The 16,891-nt window shown below is 72.2% G+C and carries 16 protein-coding genes; 9 read left to right on the top strand and 7 right to left on the bottom strand.

What is annotated here, in order from left to right:
- Nucleotides 1–14 precede the first annotated feature (14 nt).
- On the top strand, nt 15–1,910 hold the full coding sequence (locus V7Z97_RS01675; protein ID WP_334160991.1) for an acetyl/propionyl/methylcrotonyl-CoA carboxylase subunit alpha: 1,896 nt from the start codon (nt 15–17) through the stop codon (nt 1,908–1,910).
- On the opposite strand, the gene V7Z97_RS01680 is transcribed toward V7Z97_RS01675, so the two are convergent.
- The 3 genes from V7Z97_RS01680 to V7Z97_RS01690 are packed head-to-tail and all read right to left on the bottom strand — an operon-like array spanning nt 1,907 to nt 5,371.
- A complete protein-coding gene (locus V7Z97_RS01680; RefSeq protein ID WP_334160993.1) occupies nt 1,907–3,229 on the bottom strand; it encodes an MATE family efflux transporter in 1,323 nt (440 codons plus the stop codon). The genes V7Z97_RS01675 and V7Z97_RS01680 overlap by 4 nt on opposite strands.
- A 4-nt stretch (nt 3,230–3,233) precedes the next feature.
- Nucleotides 3,234–4,442, bottom strand: coding sequence for a CoA transferase (locus V7Z97_RS01685; protein ID WP_334160994.1), 1,209 nt, complete (start codon nt 4,440–4,442; stop codon nt 3,234–3,236).
- The gene (locus tag V7Z97_RS01690; RefSeq protein ID WP_334160996.1) at nt 4,442–5,371 is read right to left on the bottom strand and encodes an aldo/keto reductase; all 930 of its coding nucleotides are present in this window, start codon (nt 5,369–5,371) and stop codon (nt 4,442–4,444) included. The genes V7Z97_RS01685 and V7Z97_RS01690 overlap by 1 nt, the downstream gene beginning before the upstream one ends.
- A 179-nt stretch (nt 5,372–5,550) precedes the next feature.
- On the opposite strand from V7Z97_RS01690, the gene cpaB reads away from it, so the two are divergent.
- Genes cpaB through V7Z97_RS01720 form a run of 6 tightly spaced genes read left to right on the top strand, consistent with a single transcriptional unit; the run spans nt 5,551 to nt 12,346 of the window.
- Nucleotides 5,551–6,450 (top strand): Flp pilus assembly protein CpaB, encoded by a 900-nt coding sequence (gene cpaB / locus V7Z97_RS01695; protein WP_334160998.1) that lies wholly within the window; start codon nt 5,551–5,553, stop codon nt 6,448–6,450.
- A gap of 14 nt (nt 6,451–6,464) precedes the next feature.
- Nucleotides 6,465–7,775, top strand: a complete 1,311-nt coding sequence (locus V7Z97_RS01700; protein WP_334161000.1) for a type II and III secretion system protein family protein — start codon at nt 6,465–6,467, stop codon at nt 7,773–7,775.
- 1 nt (nt 7,776) lies between these two features.
- Complete coding sequence (locus tag V7Z97_RS01705; protein ID WP_334161001.1) at nt 7,777–8,982, top strand: AAA family ATPase; 1,206 nt, start codon at nt 7,777–7,779, stop codon at nt 8,980–8,982.
- Entirely contained in the window at nt 8,982–10,415 is a 1,434-nt protein-coding gene (locus V7Z97_RS01710) for a CpaF family protein (protein WP_334161003.1), read from the top strand. Before V7Z97_RS01705 ends, V7Z97_RS01710 begins: the two co-directional genes overlap by 1 nt.
- Before the next feature lie 10 nt (nt 10,416–10,425).
- Nucleotides 10,426–11,382 (top strand): type II secretion system F family protein, encoded by a 957-nt coding sequence (locus tag V7Z97_RS01715; RefSeq protein WP_334161004.1) that lies wholly within the window; start codon nt 10,426–10,428, stop codon nt 11,380–11,382.
- A 4-nt stretch (nt 11,383–11,386) separates the two neighbouring features.
- Nucleotides 11,387–12,346 carry a type II secretion system F family protein gene (locus tag V7Z97_RS01720; protein ID WP_334161005.1) on the top strand — a complete coding sequence of 320 codons (960 nt, stop codon included), beginning with the start codon at nt 11,387–11,389 and terminating at the stop codon, nt 12,344–12,346.
- A gap of 3 nt (nt 12,347–12,349) precedes the next feature.
- On the opposite strand, the gene V7Z97_RS01725 is transcribed toward V7Z97_RS01720, so the two are convergent.
- Complete coding sequence (locus tag V7Z97_RS01725; protein ID WP_334161007.1) at nt 12,350–12,808, bottom strand: cupin domain-containing protein; 459 nt, start codon at nt 12,806–12,808, stop codon at nt 12,350–12,352.
- A 169-nt stretch (nt 12,809–12,977) separates the two neighbouring features.
- Between V7Z97_RS01725 and dapE the strand changes: the two genes are divergently transcribed.
- A complete protein-coding gene (gene dapE / locus V7Z97_RS01730) occupies nt 12,978–14,123 on the top strand; it encodes a succinyl-diaminopimelate desuccinylase (RefSeq protein WP_334161008.1) in 1,146 nt (381 codons plus the stop codon).
- Between the two features lie 16 nt (nt 14,124–14,139).
- Here dapE and truA read toward each other — a convergent pair whose 3' ends face one another.
- Entirely contained in the window at nt 14,140–14,877 is a 738-nt protein-coding gene (gene truA / locus V7Z97_RS01735) for a tRNA pseudouridine(38-40) synthase TruA (RefSeq protein ID WP_334161009.1), read from the bottom strand.
- Nucleotides 14,877–15,803, bottom strand: a complete 927-nt coding sequence (fmt, locus tag V7Z97_RS01740; protein ID WP_334161011.1) for a methionyl-tRNA formyltransferase — start codon at nt 15,801–15,803, stop codon at nt 14,877–14,879. The genes truA and fmt overlap by 1 nt, the downstream gene beginning before the upstream one ends.
- A gap of 85 nt (nt 15,804–15,888) precedes the next feature.
- Here fmt and V7Z97_RS01745 point away from each other — a divergent pair, with 85 nt between their 5' ends.
- Entirely contained in the window at nt 15,889–16,245 is a 357-nt protein-coding gene (locus tag V7Z97_RS01745) for a hypothetical protein (RefSeq protein WP_334161012.1), read from the top strand.
- 112 nt (nt 16,246–16,357) lie between these two features.
- On the opposite strand, the gene def is transcribed toward V7Z97_RS01745, so the two are convergent.
- Nucleotides 16,358–16,867, bottom strand: a complete 510-nt coding sequence (gene def, locus V7Z97_RS01750) for a peptide deformylase (protein ID WP_334161014.1) — start codon at nt 16,865–16,867, stop codon at nt 16,358–16,360.
- Nucleotides 16,868–16,891 lie beyond the last annotated feature (24 nt).

The following is a 16,891-nucleotide window of genomic DNA, read 5'->3' on the forward strand; positions in this document are numbered from 1 at the left end:
CGCGGACCGGTCCGATGATCAGCTCCATCCTCGTCGCCAACCGGGGCGAGATCGCCCGGCGCGTCTTCTCCACCGCCCGCCGGCTGGGGATCGCCACCGTGGCGGTCTATTCCGAGGCCGACGCCGGCGCGCCGCACGTGCGCGAGGCCGACCGCGCCGTGCTGATCGGCCCGGCCGTGGCCCGGGAGAGCTACCTGGTCGGCGAGCGGATCATCGCCGCGGCGATCGAGACCGGCGCCGACGCCATCCACCCCGGCTACGGCTTCCTCTCCGAGAACGCCGACTTCGCGGAGGCCGTGATGGCCGCGGGCCTGACCTGGATCGGCCCGCCGCCGGCCGCCATCCGCGCCATGGGCCTGAAGGACGCCGCCAAGGCCCTGATGCAGGAGGCCGGCGTGCCGGTCACTCCCGGCTATCTCGGCGAGGACCAGGATCCGGCAACGCTCGCCCGCGAGGCCGAGCGCATCGGCTATCCGGTGCTGATCAAGGCCGTGGCCGGCGGCGGGGGCAAGGGCATGCGCCGCGTCGAGGGCCCCGGGGACTTCGACGCCGCCCTGACGTCGGCGAAACGCGAGGCCAAGGCCAGCTTCGGCGACGACCGCGTGCTGCTCGAGACCTACGTCACCCGGCCGCGCCACATCGAGGTGCAGGTGTTCGGCGACGCCCACGGCAATGTCGTCCACCTGTTCGAGCGCGACTGCTCCCTGCAGCGCCGCCACCAGAAGGTCATCGAGGAGGCCCCGGCCCCCGGCATGACCGAGGAGGCGCGCGCCGCCGTCACCGCCGCCGCCGTCCGCGCCGCCCAGGCCGTGGGCTACGTCGGCGCCGGCACCGTGGAGTTCATCGCCGACGCCTCCCAGGGCCTGCGCCCCGACCGCATCTGGTTCATGGAGATGAACACCCGCCTGCAGGTGGAGCACCCGGTCACCGAGATGGTCACCGGCCTCGACCTCGTGGAGTGGCAGATCCGCGTCGCCGCCGGCGAGCCCCTGCCGCTGCGCCAGGACGAGATCGCGCTCTCCGGCCACGCCGTGGAGGCCCGTCTCTACGCCGAGAACCCGGCCGCGGGCTTCCTGCCCTCCACCGGCGACCTGCTCCACTTTCGCCTGCCGCCCGGCGTCCGCATCGACGCCGGCGTCGAGCCGGGCGGGCGGATCACCCCCTTCTACGACCCGATGATCGCCAAGCTGATCGCCCACGCCGGGACCCGCGAGCAGGCGCTCGCCGAGCTGGCCGAGGCCTGCGACTGCGTGGAGGTCTGGCCGGTGAAGACCAACGCCGGCTTCCTCGCCCGCTGCCTGGACGCACCGGGCTTCATCGGCGGCGAAGTGGACACCGGGTTCATCGACCGGAACCTCGCCCAGCTGACCGAGGCCGCCGAGCCCTCCGCCGCCGCGCTCGCCGCCGCCGCGGCCGCCGCCATGATCGCCGAGGAGAGCGGGCTTTCGGAGGAGGCGCCCTCGCCCTGGCGCGAGCTGGCCGGCTTCCGCCTCAACGCCGATCCCGAGACCGCCGTGCGCCTGTTCCTCGACGGCCGGCCGGTCATGGCCGCGCCGTCGGAGACCGCCACCGAGCCGCGCTCGGTCCTGCTGGACGAGGACGGCCACATCGTCGTCTTCGAGCACGGCGAGGCCTTCGCCTTCGCCACCCACCCACCCAGCGCCGACGCCGCCGAGGGCGGGGCCGGCGACGGCCAGGTCCGCTCCCCCATGCCTGGCAAGGTGACCCAGGTGTCGGTGAAGCCCGGCGAGACCGTGACCAAGGGCCAGCCGCTGCTCACCCTGGAAGCCATGAAGATGGAGCACGCCCTCACCGCCCCCTTCGACGGCAAGGTGGAGACCATCGCCTTCCCCGTCGGCGCCCAGGTCACCGAGGGCGTGGTGATGGTGACCCTGACGGCGGCGGCTTAGCCGAAGCTCCGCCGCGCCAGGCCCGGCAGCAGCAGCGCCTGGCCGGCGGCGCGCAGGACGAAGAACAGGCTGAAGGCCAGCCACAGGCCGTGGTTGCCGAGCGGAGCGGCGAGCCAGCGGAGGGCGACGAACCCCGCCAGGGCCGCGGCCATGGAGATCACCATGGCCCGGGTCCAGCTCGCTCCGATCATCACCCCGTCGAGCACGAAGGACACCACCCCGGCCAGCGGCAGGACGGCGGCCCACGGAGCGTAGGCCGCCACCGCCGCGACCACCGCCGGATCGGTGGAGAAGCTGGCCGCGATCGGCCGGCCCGCGACCCCGAAGACGAGCGCGATGAGAACCGCGCAGCCGCCCGCCCAGGCGAGGTTGGCGCGAAGCTGGGCGTCGAACCGCAAGCGGTCGCGGCCGCCGACCGACTCGCCGGTCAGCACCTGGGTGGCGCTCTCGAAGCCGTCGAGGATCAGGGCCTGCAGCATGAAGAGCTGGTAGAGGATGGCGTTGGCCGCCAGCACCACCGGCCCCTGCTGGGCGCCGGCGCGGGCCAGCAGCACCGTGGCGGCCATCAGGAGCAGGGTGCGCAGGAAGAGGTCGCGGTTCAGCCGGAACAGGGCGCCGAGCTCCGCCGGCCGCCATGTCTGCGGGTCCCGCGCCAGCGCCAGGGCGCGCCGGGCCGGCGGCTCGCGCCCGACCGCGGCCAGCAGCGCCAGGAGCTTGGCGGTCTCGGACAGCAGGGTCGCCGTCGCCACGCCGGCGACGCCCCAGCCGAGGCCGAGCACGAAGCCCACGTCGAGCGCGATGTGCAGCAGGTTGGCGCCGACCTCGACAGCCAGCACCGTCTTCATCCGCCGCCGGCCGATCAGCCAGCCGGTGAGCACGCAGTTCACCAGCCAGGCGACCCCGCCCACGTAGCGGATGTCGGCGTAGGTCCTGGCCTGGTCGGCGAGCGGGCCGGCGGCGTCGAACAGGCGCAGGCCCCAGGTCACCGTCAGCGGCCAGGCGGCGAGCAGCCCCAGGCCCACCATCAGGGCCACGGCCACGCCGCGGGTGAGCGTCGCCGCCTGGTCCGCCTCCGCGCCGCGGCCGGCCGCCTGGGCGGTCAGCGCCACGGTGGAGGCGCGCAGGAAGTTGAAGACGATCAGCAGGGTCATGGTGAACTTCGCGCCCACCTCGACCCCGCCCTGGGCGGTGGCGTCGCCGAGCCGCCCGATGACCCACATGTCGGCCAGGCCGAACAGGGCCGTCGCCACATTGGTGACGATGGCCGGGACGGCGATCGTCAGGATGGTGCGGTTCAGGTCCCCCCGGTCCGTCGACACGCGCTCAGGCCACCACGCCCTGGTCGTGCAGCCGGCCGATCTCCGTCGAGGGCAGGCCTAGCACCTCGGCCAGGACCTCGTCGGTGTGCTGGCCGAGCCTCGGCGCCGGCCGCACCGGCCGGCGGGCGTCCTGCGGGATGGTGCCCATGGCGCCGGGGGCCGGATAGGAGAGCCCGCTCGGGTGGCGGACGGTCTCGAACATCGGGTTGTCCTTGAACAGCCGCGGGTCCTCCAGCGCCGCCTCCAGGGTCTGGTAGGCGCCCCAGGTGACGCCGCCGGCGTCGAAGGCCGGGGTCAGCTCGGCGGCGGTCCTGGCCGCGAACGCCCGCTCGAACAGCGGGTAGAGCCTCGCCCGATGGGTGAACCGCAGGCCCTCGTCGGTGGCGAAGGAGACGCCCAACTCGGCCTCCGCGGCGGCGACCTCGGCGGCGATCCCCAGCGCCTCCAGCGCCTTCGACCACTGCTTGGGCGTGATCGCGAGCAGCATCAGCTTCTGGCCGTCCTTGGTCGTGAAGTCGCGGCCGAAGGCGCCGAAGATGTCGTTGCCCATCCGGGGCCGCTGATGGCCCGCCAGCAGGGTCTCGGCAGTGAAGCCCAGGTTGGCCATGGTCGCCGCGCCGATGTCCGACAGCGGCGCGCGGATCTCCCGTCCGCCCTGGCCGCGCATCCGCGCCAGCAGGGCCGAGACGAGCGCGAAGGCGCAGTAGGCGCCGGTGAGCAGGTCCCAGGCGGCCAGCACATGGTTCACCGGCCGCTCGTCGTCCGCCGGCCCGGTCATCAACGGCAGGCCCAGCGCGGCGTTGATTGTGTAGTCCATGCCCTGGGCGCCGTCGGCCCAGCCCATCACCCGCACGCAGATCAGGTCGTCGCGCAGCGCCTTCAGCTTCTCGTACGAAAGGAAGCCGTCCACCGGGAAGTTGGTGACGAAGAGGCCGCCGTCCTCCCCGGGCGCGGCGGCCAGAGCCTGGGCGATCTCCCGGCCCTCGGGGTGCGCCAGGTCCAGCGCCACCGACTTCTTGCCCTTGTTCAGCCCCTCCCAGTAGAGGCTCGACCCATTGGCGGCGAGCGGCCAGCGGCCGAAGTCCGGCCCGCCGCCGATGTTGTCGAAGCGGATCACCTCGGCGCCCATCTGGGCGAGGTACAGCCCGCAGGTCGGCGCCGCCACGAACGCGGCCCCCTCCACCACGCGCAGGCCTTTCAGAAGGTCGTACATCAGGCCGCCAGCCCGGTGACCTCGGCCACCTCCTCGGGCGTCAGCCGCCAGGTCGCCGTGGCCGCGTTGGCCTTCACCTGCTCCGGCGAGGTCGCCCCGGCGATCACCGACGAGACCACCGGCTGGCCGAGCAGCCAGGCGAAGGCCAGTTCCAGGATGCTGTGGCCGCGTTCCTCCGCCCAGGCGCTCAGCCGCTCCACCCGGTCGAAGTTGGCGTCGTTCATCGCCTGTTGGCCGCGCTGGCCCCAGGCGGCCAGCCGCGTGCCCTCCGGCGGCGGCTCGCCCCGCCGGTACTTGCCCGACAGCAGGCCCGACGCCAGCGGGAAGAACGGCAGGAAGCCCAGGCCGAAGTGCTCGCAGGCCGGCAGCACCTCGAAGGCCGACTTCCGTTCGAGCAGGGAATAGAGGTTCTGGGCCGAGACGAACCGGGTCTGGCCGGCCGCGGTCCAGTCGGCGTCGGCGATCTGCCAGCCCGAGAAGTTCGAGTTGCCGATGTAGCGGACCTTGCCCTGGGTCACGAGGTCGTCGAGCGCACGCAGCGTCTCGTCGACCGGCGTCTCCGGGTCGGGCGCGTGGAGCTGGTAGAGGTCGATCCAGTCGGTCCCCAGCCGGGTCAGGCTGTCCTCCACCGCCTGCATGATCCAGCGCCGCGAGCCGCCCTTCTTCCGCTCGTCGCCGCCCACCGCCATGCCGAACTTCGTGGCCAGCACGATGTCGCGGCGGCGCTTGCCCAGCGCCTTGCCGAGGAATTCCTCCGACTTGGTCCCGCCGTAGATGTCGGCGGTGTCGAAGAAGGTGATCCCGGCCTCGAGGGCGGCGTCGACCACGGCCTGGGTCTGCGCCTGGTCGATGCGCATGCCGAAGTTGTTGCAGCCGAGGCCCACCTCGCTGACCTTCAGCCCCGAATTCCCGAGCCTGCGATGCTGCATCCTTCCCTCCTCCTGTGGCGGCGGGGGAGCCTAGCGGACTGCGGGGCCGCCGCCAGGGGTCCGCGGCGTCAACCCTTCAGAATGCTTGCTGCGCCGTTCACCAGGTTTGTTGGGGATATCGCAAGGGGCCGACCGCTAACCTTACGATCCTAAAAAGGAATTTGGTGGGGCGGACGAAAATGCGCGTCGTCACGATCGTCAGTCTGGGGGCCTCGGCCGCGCTCGGCCTCGCGGCCCTCGTGGTCGCCAAGACCGTGCTGCCCAACGCAGCCGCGGCCAAGGATGCGCCAGCCGCCGTGCAGCCGGTCGCCGGCGTGCCGGTGGTGGTGGCCTCCAAGCCGCTGAAGTTCGGCGACAAGCTGGACACCAGCGCGCTCACCGTCATCAACCTGCCGAAGGACGCCGTTCCGCAGGGCGCCTATTCCAACGTCGCCGCGGTGCTGGCCGCCGACAACGGCGGCGCCCCCGTGGTCCTCGTCCCGATCGCCGCGCGTGAGCCGATGCTCGCCGCCAAGCTCTCCGGCCCCGGCGCCCGGCCCTCGGTCGCCGCCGAGATCGCCGAGGGCATGCGCGCCTACACCATCAAGGTGGACGACGTCACCGGCGTCGGCGGCCACGCCCTGCCGGGCGACCGCGTCGACGTGGTGCTGATGCGCGACCTCACCCCCAACGGCGAGACCCGCAACCTAGTCTCCGAGGTGGTGCTGCAGAACGTCCGCGTGCTGGCGGTCGACCTCAACCTCAACACCGTCGAGGCCAAGCCGACCACGCCCAACACTGCCACCCTCGAGGTCTCGGTGCCCGACAGCCAGAAGCTCGCCGTCGCCGGCGACCTCGGCAAGCTCTCCCTCGCCCTGCGCCGCACCGGCTCGGCTGAGCTTGCCGACACTGCGCCGGTCCGCGTGGGCGGCGGCCGGCCCGCCGTCCAGCGGGCCGTGGTCCGCCGCGCGCCCGCGTCGGGCCCGGCCGCGCCGCGCCTGATCCAGATCGTCGAGGGCGACAGCCGCGGCGGCTCCGGCCGCGCGCGTCCCGCTCCCGCGCCGGCCCCGGCCGCGCCCGCCGCGCCCGCCGCCGACTGAGAGTGAACACGCCCATGTCCCGCACCCTCGCCGGCGCCTTCGCCGCCACCTTCGCCCTGCTCACGGCCCTGCCCGCGACCGCCGACGTCTTCCCGTCGGAGTCCGCGCCCAGCCGGGTGATCCACGTCCCGCGTGACAAGTCGCTGTCGTTCCGCCTGGACACGCCGGCCTCGAAGATCGTCGTGGCCCAGCCGGACACCGCCGAGATCGTCGCCACCACCGACCACAGCTTCTACGTCCGCGGCCGCGAATACGGCGCGACCAACCTCCTGGTCTACGGCCCCGGCGGCCGGCTGAAGGAGGTCATCGATGTGCGCGTGGGCTACGACGCCGCGGCCCTCGAGGAGGACCTGCGCCGCGCCCTGCCGGGCGAGGAGGTCCGCGTCCAGACCCTGGGCGAGGGCCTGCTGCTCACCGGCCTGGTCTCCACCCCGTCCGTCGCCGCCAAGGCCAAGGCGCTCGCCGACCGCTACGCTCCGGAGGCCGTCACCTCCACGCTCACCGTCCAGGCCGCCCAGCAGGTGGTGCTGGAGGTGCGCGTGCTGGAGGCCACCCGCTCGGCCCTGCAGGACTTCGGCCTCTCCGGCCTGATCCGCGGCAACGACTTCACCTTCGGTTACGGCAACGGCCTGCTCGGCAACAGCGCCCCCAACGGCGTGCTGCAGATCTCCGGCCGCTCGGGCTCGGTCAGCTTCGACCTTGAGCTGCAGGCGCTGGAGGAGAAGGGCGTCATCCGCACCCTCGCCCGGCCCAACCTGGTCGCGGTCTCCGGCGAGAAGGCCAGCTTCCTGGCCGGCGGCGAGTTCCCCTATCCGGTGCCCCAGGACCTCGACAAGATCACGCTCGAGTTCCGCACCTATGGGGTGAAGCTCGACTTTCAGCCCTTCGTCCAGGACAACGGCCTGATCAAGCTGGTGGTCGCCCCCGAGGTCAGCCAGCTCGACCCGGCCAACGCCCTGCGCGTCAACGGCATCAGCGTGCCGGGCCTGATCACCCGGCGCACCTCCACGACCGTGGAGCTGAAGAGCGGCGATTCCTTCGCCGTCGCGGGCCTGCTGCAGAACGACTATCAGAACATGATCCGCCAGTTCCCGGTGCTGGGTGACATCCCGGTGCTCTCGGCCCTGTTCCGCTCCAGCCGCTGGAAGCGCAACGAGACCGAGCTGGTCATCGTGGTGACGCCGAGGCTCGCCACCGCCACCGACGTCCGGGCCGGCGCCGAGGCCACCGTGGGCGGCGCCGACCCCAGTTCCATCGACCTGATCCTGATGGGCAAGGCCCTCGACAAGCCGCTGACGCGCGACGCCGTGCGGAAAGGCAAGTGAGATGCTGAAGCCGAAGTCCAAGGCCAGCGCCATGAGTGCTCCGATGTCTGGCTGCCGCGTCCTGGCGCTGGGCGATTCCCTCGCGCCCCTGGCCCACGGGCCGCTTGCCGGCTTCGCCTGGGAGGCGGCCGGCCTCGACCGCCTCGCCGGCGCCCGCTCCACCACCTGCGACCTGGTCCTGGTCGACGCCGACGCCTGGGAGGCGCCCGCGCTCGCCCAGGCCCTGCAGGCGCTGTCGGCCTCGCCGGCCGCCCCCGCCGTCCTCCTGGTCGGCGAGCGCCTGCCCACCCCCGTGGTCCGCAACCTGCTCCGCCTGGAGCGCTCCGACGTGCTGGAGGCGCCCTTCACCGCCGACCAGGTCGCCCAGGCCGTCGCCGGCCTGATGGCCGCCGGCGCTCCGGCCCAGGCGGCCGCGCCGTCCGCCGCCTCCTCCCGCTGCTGGGCGATCACCGGCGCCGTGGGCGGCGCGGGCGCCACCACGCTCGCCGTCGAGACCGCCACCGCGCTCGCCGCCCGCTCGGGCAAGGAAAAGAGCGTCTGCCTGATCGACCTCAACCTCGCCGACGGCGCGGCCGCCGCCTACCTCGGCGCCCAGCCGGCCATGCGCCTCGCCGACTTCGGCCCCGCCGCCGACCGCATCGACGCGGCCATGCTGCAGGCCTTCGTAACCCCGGTGACCAAGGAGCTCGACCTCCTGGCGGGCGTCCGCGAGCCGGGCGCCTTCGACGCCATCGGCCGCGAGGCGGTGCTGCGCATCCTGGAGGTCGCCTGCGAGGGCTACGAGTGGGTGATCCTGGACATCCCCCGCCACCGCCGCCCCTGGACCCTCGAGGCGCTGTCCGGCTGCGACGAGATCCTGGTGGTCTCCGAGCTCACCGTGCCCGCCCTGCTCGCCGCCCGCTCCCTGGCCGACGAGATCGAGGAGGCGCTCGGCCCGGCGTCGAAGCCGCGCATCGTGCTCAACCGCCTGGCCAGCCGCATGTTCGGCCCGGCGCCCTCCATGTCGGAGGCGGAACGCGCGCTGGGCCGCAAGGCCGACGCCGGCATCAGCTCCGACTGGGAGGCCGCCGCGGCCTCCGCCAACCTCGGCGGCCCGATCGCCCAGCACCGGCCCAAGTCCAAGATCGTCAAGGACGTCCAGGCCCTCGTCGACCGCCTGGCCGCGGAGCCCGCCCGGAAGGAAACCGCCGGCAGGAAGGCCGCCTGATGGGCCGCTTCAGCCTCGCCCGCGCCCCCGCCGCCAGGCCCGAGCCGGAGGCCGCGCCGCCCCCGGCCGCCGCCGCGCCGGCCCCTGCGCCCGGGCCGACCGCCGAGCCTGCGCCCAAGGCCAAGCCCGCCGCCGGCGGCGTCCTGCCGGCCCGGGACGGCCGTCTCGACATGCGGCTCCGCCTGCACGCGCGCCTGATCGACGAACTCGACCTCGCCAAGCTCGACAAGCTTTCGGAAGCCGACCTGCGCCGCGAGGTGATGAAGCTCACCGCCGACTTCGCCCGCGCCGAGCGCATGGCGCTGAACACCGCCGAACTCGAGGAGCTGGGCGCCTCGATCTACGACGAGATGGTCGGCCTGGGGCCCATCGAGCCGCTGCTCAAGGACGAGACGATCAACGACATCCTGATCAACGGGCCGTTCCAGATCTATGTGGAGCGGCAGGGCGAGCTGGAGCTCACCCCCGTCCACTTCCGCGACAACGACCACCTGCTGCGCATCGTCAACCGCATCGTCGCCGGCGTCGGCCGCCGGATCGACGAGAGCCAGCCCATGGTCGACGCCCGCCTGCCGGACGGCAGCCGGGTGAACGCCGCCATCGCCCCGATCGCCATCGACGGCGCGGCGGTCTCGATCCGGAAGTTCTCCAAGAAGCCGCTGACGCTGGAGAAGCTGGTCGCGGTGGGCGCCATGCCCCAGGCGGTCGCCGACTTCCTGCACGGGGCGGTCAAGGCCCGGGTCTCCACCGTCATCTCCGGCGGCACCGGCTCGGGGAAGACCACCCTCTTGAACGCGCTCTCGGCCGCCATCAGCGAGGGCGAGCGCCTTATCACCATCGAGGACGCCGCCGAACTGCAGCTCCAGCAGCCGCACGTGGTGCGCATGGAGACCCGGCCGCCGAACATCGAGGGCAAGGGCGAGATCCGCCAGCGGGAGCTGGTCAAGAACGCGCTGCGGATGCGTCCCGACCGGGTGATCCTGGGCGAGGTCCGCTCCGAAGAGGCCTTCGACATGCTGCAGGCCATGAACACCGGCCACGAAGGCTCCATGGCCACCATCCACGCCAACAACCCGCGCGAGGCGATCGGCCGCCTGGAGCAGATGGTCGCCATGGGCGGCATGAACATCAGCCCCGACGCCATGCGCCAGCAGATCGCCTCGGCCATCGGCCTGATCGTCCAGGTGATGCGCCTACCCGACGGCAAGCGGAAGCTGACCTACGTCACCGAGATCGTCGGCATGGAGGGCAACGTCGTGCAGATGCAGGACATCTTCACCTTCGTGCGCACCCACACCGCGCCCGACGGCACGGTGCACGGCGAGTTCCGCGCCTCGGGCCTGCGCCCGCGCTGCCTCGACGAGATGACCCGCCGCGGCATCCCCTACGACGTCGCCAACTTCGACCCGAGCCGGGTCCTGGGCCAGGCGTGAGGCGGCCGGCATGAGCATCGCCCAGATCGCCTTCCTGGTCCTCGTCTTCGCCGCGGTCTTCACCGCCGCCCAGGCGGCCATCGGCCTGCTCGGCGTCGCCACCCAGAAGCGCAAGCTGAACGCCCGCCTGAAGGTCGCCGAGAAGGTCGACGGGGTCTCCGCCCTGGTCATGGAGCTGCGCAAGCAGCGGGGCCTCAACGCCGAGGGCAAGAAGGGCGAGCGCCTGAAGTGGCTCTCCGACCTGATCGTCGCCTCGGGCGTGAAGTACGAGCCGCGCAAGTGGATCACCATGGCCGCCACCGCCGGGATCACCGCCGGCTTCTGCGTCGCCATGCTCACCAAGGCCGTGCTGCTGGCCCTGCCCGTGGCCCTGCTGGTCGGCCTCGGCGGGCCCATCTTCTATCTCAGGTACATGGCCGCCGACCGCGCCAAGAAGCTGGGCTTCCAGCTGCCGCAGGCGCTGGAGATCATCGTCCGCTCCCTGGAGGCCGGCCACCCGGTCCCCACCGCCATCGCCCTCGTCGGCCGCGAGATGCTCGACCCCATCGGCTCGGAGTTCGGCATGGCCGCCGACGAGATCTCCTACGGCGCCACCATGGAGCAGGCCATCGAGCGCATGGCCGAGCGCTGCCAGCATCCGGACGTGGACCTGTTCGCCGCCACCGTGCGCCTGCAGGAGCGGGCCGGCGGCAACCTCACCGGCCTCCTCAAGCTCAACGCCAACACGGTGCGCGAGCGCCACAAGATGCGCCTGAAGATCAAGGCCGCGTCCTCGGAAGGCCGCGCCTCGGCGATGATCCTGACGCTCGCCCCTTTCATCGCCATCGGCTTCATCGTCATCACCTCGCCCAGCTTCTACGGCGACGTCATCCACGAGCGGTTCGTGCAGATCGGCCTGGGGATCCTCGGCGTCTGGATGTTCATCGGCAACATGGTCATGCGGCGCATGATCGACATGCGGCTCTAGGCTCATGACCCTCCTCCAGCTTCAGAACCTCGTCTGGATCGCCGGCCTCGTCCTGGTGCTGGCCGCCATGGGCGGCGCGGCCTGGATCGCGGCCACCGAGTTCCGCCTGCGCGCCGTGCGCCGCCTGCGCATGACCCCGGCCGTGGCCGGCGGCGGCCCGGCCGTCGTCACCCCGCCGAAGACCGCCGGCGCCATGGGCGGCCAAGTGCTCGACACCGTCCGCCGGCTCGGCCAGCAGAGCGCCGTGCGCGACCCGGCCAAGCTCTCCCTGCTGCGCACCCGCCTGATGCAGGCCGGCTTCTACAACCGCGAGGCGCCGGTCATCTATCTGGGCGTCAAGGCCGCCGCCCTGGTGGTCGCCACCATCGGCGTCGTGCTCACCCTGCCGATGATCGTCGGCGGCAAGGCCGGCATGGGCGGGCTGATCGTCGCCTGCGTGCTGGCCGGCCTGGCCATCATGGGCCCCGAGCAGGTCCTGAAGTCCCGCAAGGCCTCGCGTGAGCGCGAATACGCCGACGGCTTCCCAGACCTACTCGACCTGCTGGTCGCCTCCGTCGAGGCGGGCCTCAGCCTCGACGCCGCCGTCACCCGGGTGACCGAGGAGCTCGCCCGGCGCTACCCGAACCTCACCATCCACCTGCGCTTCCTGGTGCTGGAGCTGCGCGCCGGCCGCGCCCGCAAGGACGCCTGGAGCGCCTTCGCCGACCGCCTCGGCATCGACGACGCCCGTTCGCTGGCCACCATGCTGCGCCAGGCCGAGGAGATGGGCACCAGCCTCGGCGAGACCCTGTCGGTGTTCTCGGCCGACATGCGCGCCAAGCGCATGCTGCGGGCCGAGGAGAAGGCGCTGGCGCTGTCCGCCAAGCTCACCGTCCCCCTGATCCTGTTCATCTTCCCCTGCCTGCTGGGCGCCCTGATGCTCCCCGCCGCCGCCCGCCTGATCCACGTCTTCAGCGGGCAGTAGGGGCTACGCCTCCGGATACGGCGTCCCGTCGCGGTGGCAGTAGCCGTCGGGGCAGGTCACCATGTCGATGTCGGGGTAGTCGCAGTCGTCGCTGTCCGGCTTGCGCGAGCCCACCTCCAGGTAGACGGCGTCGCGGTCGGAGCGGTTCTGCAGATGGTGGCCGTTCGCGACCCCGGCCTTCCAGGCCGCGAAGTCGCCGGGCCGCAGCACCTGCTCGCCGTCGTCCTCGACCAGCACCACCTCGCCCTCCAGGATCCAGACGAACTCGTCCTCGGCGGTGTGCCAGTGGCGCTGGCTCGACCACTTGCCCGGCGGCAGCCGCACGAGGTTGACCCCGAAGTCGGTCAGCCCCGCCGCGTCGCCCAGCCTGCGCCAGGTCGCCCCCAGGCAGATCTCCTTGAACGGATGCGGATAGCTGCACCCCGAGCGCACCGCCTGCGCCGCGACATCGATCTTCGGCATGGCTCCTAACTCCCCTTCCCCGCGTCAGCGCGACATTGATCAACCATGGAATACACGGAACTTGGGTCCGGCCGCGCGATCGCGCCAGCCGCGTCCGTGTGGTCCGTCTCTTCCGTGGTTCTCTTCCTCACGTGTTCCCACGCCCCTCCGCCGTGCTAGGCAGGCGGCCATGATCGACGCCCTCGAGCTCACCCGCGACCTGATCCGCCGCCCCTCGGTCACCCCCGCTGACGCCGGGGCCATGGACGTCGTCCAGCGCACCCTGGAGGGGCTGGGCTTTTCCTGCCGGCGCATGCGCTTCGGGGAGATCGAGAACCTCTACGCCCGCTACGGGACCGCCCGTCCCAACCTCTGCTTCGCCGGCCACACCGACGTGGTCCCGGTGGGCGACGCCGCCGCCTGGTCCAAGGACGCCTTCGCCGCCGAAGTGGTGGACGGGGTCCTGATCGGCCGCGGCGCCGTGGACATGAAGAGCGCCATCGCCGCCTTCGCCGCCGCCACCGCCAAGGCCATCGCGGCCGGCGAGGTGAAGGGCTCGCTATCCTTCCTGATCACCGGCGACGAGGAGGGCGTGGCCCTCGACGGCACGAAGAAGGTGGTGGAGGCCCTGATGGCCGAGGGCGAGGCCATCGACCACTGCGTGGTGGGCGAGCCCACCAGCGCGGAGGCCTTCGGCGACATGGTCAAGGTCGGCCGCCGCGGCTCCATCAACGTCGAGATCACGGTCGAGGGCGTCCAGGGCCACGTGGCTTATCCGCACCGGGCCGCCAATCCGACCCCGGTGCTGATCCGGCTGCTGGCCGCCCTGCAGGACCGGGTGCTGGACGAAGGTTATCCGGAGTTCCAGCCGTCGAACCTCGAGGTCACCTGGATCGACGTCCCCAACACCGCCACCAACGTCATCCCGGGCGTGGCGAAGGCGCGGCTTAACATCCGCTTCAACCCCAGCCACACCGGCCAGGCGCTGGCCGAGTGGATTCAGGCGGAGGCCGAGAAGGCCGCCGAGGGCTTCCGGGGTAAGGTCACCGTCGCCCCCCAGATCAGCGGCGAGGCCTTCCTCACCGAGCCCGGCCCGTTTACCGAGGTGGTCGCCGCCGCCGTGCAGGACGCCGCCGGCCGCGCGCCCGAGCTCTCCACCTCCGGCGGCACCTCCGACGCCCGCTTCATCCGAGCCCTCTGCCCCGTCGTCGAGGTCGGCCTCGTGGGCCGCACCATGCACCAGGTCGACGAACGCGCCCCGGTCGAAGAGATTCGCCAGCTGCAGGCCGTCTACGAAGCCCTCATCCGCCGGTATTTCGAGGCCTTCGCCGGGTAATTCCGCTCGGTTGGGGCTAGTACCCCACCCCCGTCAGATACAGCCCGTCGGCCGGCGCCACGGGGCCGCAGGCCCGCCGGTCGCGAGCCTCAAGCGCCGCCTTGAGGTCTTCCGCCGTCCAGCGGCCCAGGCCGACCTGCGCCAGGCTGCCGGTCATCGAGCGCACCTGCCGGTGCAGGAAGCTGCGCGAGGCGAACTCCAGCAGCACATGGTCACCCTCCCGCCGCACGGCCGCGACGTCGAGCGTCTTCATCGGGCTCTTCGCCTGGCAGCCGAGGTCTCGGAAGGTGGTGAAGTCGTGGTGGCCCACCAGCACCTGCGCCGCCGCGTGCATGGCCGCCGCGTCCAGCGGCTTCTTCACGTGCCACACCCGACCGCGGTCCAGCGCCGGCGGGCCGACGCGGTTGAGGATCCGGTAGAGGTAGCGCCGCTCCCTGGCCGAGAACCGCGCGTGCCAGTCGCCCTCGGCGACGCTCGCCTCCAGCACCGCCACCGGATCGGGGATCAGGTGGAAGTTCAGCGCATTGCGAACCGTCTCGGGCGGCCAGTCCTTCTCCAGGTCGATGTGCACTACCTGGCCGGTGGCATGCACCCCGGTGTCGGTGCGGCCGGCCGCCTGCAGCCGCAGGGTCTCGCCGCAGAAGGCCTTCACCGCCCGCTCGATGGCGCCCTGCACCGAGGGCAGGTCGGCCTGCGCCTGGAAGCCGTGGAACGGCTGGCCGTCGTATTCGATGATGAGCCGGTAGCGGGGCATCAGCCGAGCACGGTCCCGGCCGCCACCGGGGCGCCGTTCAGGAAGGCCTCGGCGTCCTGCGGGCCGCGGCCCTCGCGCTGCACGCGCAGCAGCCGCACCGCGCCTTCGCCGCAGGCCACCAGCAGCCGCGCGTCCAGCACGGTTCCGGGCCCACCGTCGGCGTCCTCGTAGGCCGAGAGCAGGGCCTTCACGCGCACCGGCCCCTTCTCCGTCGGCAGCAGGAACCAGGCGCCCGGGAAGGGCGAGAGCCCGCGGATCTTGCGGTCCACCTCGGCGGCCGGCTTCGTCCAGTCGATCCGGGCCTCCTTCGGCCGGATCTTCTTCGCATAGGTGACCCCCTCCTCGGCCTGCGGGACCGCCACCGCCGTCCCGGCCTCGATCGCCGGCAGGGTCGCGGCGATCAGTTCGGCGCCGGCCGCGGCCAGCCGGTCATGCAGGGTGGCGGCGGTGTCCTGGGCGTCGATCCGCACGGTCGCCGTGGCCAGCACCGGCCCCTCGTCCAGGCCCTCGGTCATCCGCATGACCTGCACCCCGGTCACCTTGTCGCCGGCCATGATCGCCCGCTGGATCGGCGCCGCGCCGCGCCACCGGGGCAGCAGCGAGGCGTGCACATTGTAGGACCCGAGCCTCGGCGCCTCCAGCACCGCGCCCGGCAGGATCTGGCCGAAGGCCACCACCACCGCGGCGTCCAGGCCGAGCGCCCGGAAGGCCTCGATCTCCGCGGGATCGCGCATGGACGCGGGCGTGCGCACGGGGATGCCCCGCGTCTCGGCGAAGGCGTGCACCGGCGAGGGCTGCAGCGTCTGCCCGCGTCCGCGCGGGGCCGGCGGCTGGGAGTAGACGCAGGCGATCTCGTGCCCGGCGTCGACCAGGGCGCTCAGGGCGGCTACGGAGAAGTCGGGCGTTCCCAGGAAGGCGAGGCGCATGGGCGGGGGTTTAGCCGCCGCGGCCGTCCATGGGAACTTAGGTCCAAGCGCGGCCGTTGCACGGCCGATCCAAGGGAGCCGTCAAATGCGAACCATCGTCTCCGCCGCCGCCATCGGCTTTGCCCTCGCGCTCGCCGCCTGCAGCCAGGGCGAGCAGGACAAGGCCCAGGCCGAGGCCAACCAGGCCGCCTCCGCCGTCAAGGAGAACGCGGTCGAGGTCGGCAACGAGATGGAGGTCAATCTCGACAAGGCCGGCAAGGAGCTGAAGGAGATCACCTCCGATCCCGAGGTGAAGGCGGCGGCCGGCAAGGCCCGCGAGGCGCTGGGCGAGATGGGGGCGGCCATCAAGGACGCCGCCGACAACGACACCGCCACCACGACCACCACCCGCGCCGACGGCACGACGGTCACCACCACGACCACCCGGGTCGAGCAGAAGTAGGCGGGCGGCGGAACTGGCCTCCGCTCACCCCGGCGAAAGCCGGGGCCCAGGCTGAGTCAAAGGACTTCGGCAGGACCGCTGGGGGCCCGGCGTCCGCCGGGATCAGCGGTGGTCAGGCGGCCTTGGCCTGCTTCTTGACCTTCTTCACCGCCTGCTCGCGCTTCAGGCGCGACAGGTGGTCGATGAACAGCACGCCTTCGAGATGGTCCATCTCGTGCTGGATGCAGACGGCGAAGAGGCCCTCGGCGTCCTCCTCCACCTGCTCGCCCTGGTAGTTCAGGTAGCGCAGCTTCACCCGCGCCGGGCGCTCCACCTCGTCGTAGTACTCCGGCACCGAGAGGCAGCCCTCCTCGTAGGGCTGGGTCTCGTCCGACGCCCAGAGGATTTCAGGATTCACGAAGTAGCGTGGCTGCTTGTCCTCGTCCGGCCGGGCCAGGTCCATGACGATCACCCGCTTGGGCACGCCGATCTGGATGGCCGCGAGCCCGATGCCGGGCGCGTCGTACATGGTCTCCAGCATGTCATCCATGAGCGCGCGCAGCTCGTCGTCCACCCGTTCGACGGGCTGCGACACCTGCTTCAGGATCGGGTGCGGAACGACGAGGATTTCACGGATGGCCATGGCGCGGAGGTAGGTTTCCTTCAC

Source organism: Phenylobacterium sp., from assembly GCF_036821595.1.
In the GTDB taxonomy this organism is placed as follows: Bacteria; Pseudomonadota; Alphaproteobacteria; order Caulobacterales; family Caulobacteraceae; genus Phenylobacterium.

What these genes read in the sequence shown, in the direction of transcription:
- V7Z97_RS01690 (WP_334160996.1), bottom strand. Translation starts at nt 5,371, where the DNA reads ATGCAGCATCGCAGGCTCGGGAATTCGGGGCTGAAGGTCAGCGAGGTG.
- V7Z97_RS01745 (WP_334161012.1), top strand. Translation starts at nt 15,889, where the DNA reads ATGCGAACCATCGTCTCCGCCGCCGCCATCGGCTTTGCCCTCGCGCTC.
- fmt (WP_334161011.1), bottom strand. Translation starts at nt 15,803, where the DNA reads ATGCGCCTCGCCTTCCTGGGAACGCCCGACTTCTCCGTAGCCGCCCTG.
- V7Z97_RS01675 (WP_334160991.1), top strand. Translation starts at nt 15, where the DNA reads ATGATCAGCTCCATCCTCGTCGCCAACCGGGGCGAGATCGCCCGGCGC.
- V7Z97_RS01710 (WP_334161003.1), top strand. Translation starts at nt 8,982, where the DNA reads ATGGGCCGCTTCAGCCTCGCCCGCGCCCCCGCCGCCAGGCCCGAGCCG.
- cpaB (WP_334160998.1), top strand. Translation starts at nt 5,551, where the DNA reads ATGCGCGTCGTCACGATCGTCAGTCTGGGGGCCTCGGCCGCGCTCGGC.
- V7Z97_RS01720 (WP_334161005.1), top strand. Translation starts at nt 11,387, where the DNA reads ATGACCCTCCTCCAGCTTCAGAACCTCGTCTGGATCGCCGGCCTCGTC.
- dapE (WP_334161008.1), top strand. Translation starts at nt 12,978, where the DNA reads ATGATCGACGCCCTCGAGCTCACCCGCGACCTGATCCGCCGCCCCTCG.
- V7Z97_RS01685 (WP_334160994.1), bottom strand. Translation starts at nt 4,442, where the DNA reads ATGTACGACCTTCTGAAAGGCCTGCGCGTGGTGGAGGGGGCCGCGTTC.
- truA (WP_334161009.1), bottom strand. Translation starts at nt 14,877, where the DNA reads ATGCCCCGCTACCGGCTCATCATCGAATACGACGGCCAGCCGTTCCAC.
- V7Z97_RS01715 (WP_334161004.1), top strand. Translation starts at nt 10,426, where the DNA reads ATGAGCATCGCCCAGATCGCCTTCCTGGTCCTCGTCTTCGCCGCGGTC.
- V7Z97_RS01700 (WP_334161000.1), top strand. Translation starts at nt 6,465, where the DNA reads ATGTCCCGCACCCTCGCCGGCGCCTTCGCCGCCACCTTCGCCCTGCTC.
- V7Z97_RS01705 (WP_334161001.1), top strand. Translation starts at nt 7,777, where the DNA reads ATGCTGAAGCCGAAGTCCAAGGCCAGCGCCATGAGTGCTCCGATGTCT.
- V7Z97_RS01725 (WP_334161007.1), bottom strand. Translation starts at nt 12,808, where the DNA reads ATGCCGAAGATCGATGTCGCGGCGCAGGCGGTGCGCTCGGGGTGCAGC.
- def (WP_334161014.1), bottom strand. Translation starts at nt 16,867, where the DNA reads ATGGCCATCCGTGAAATCCTCGTCGTTCCGCACCCGATCCTGAAGCAG.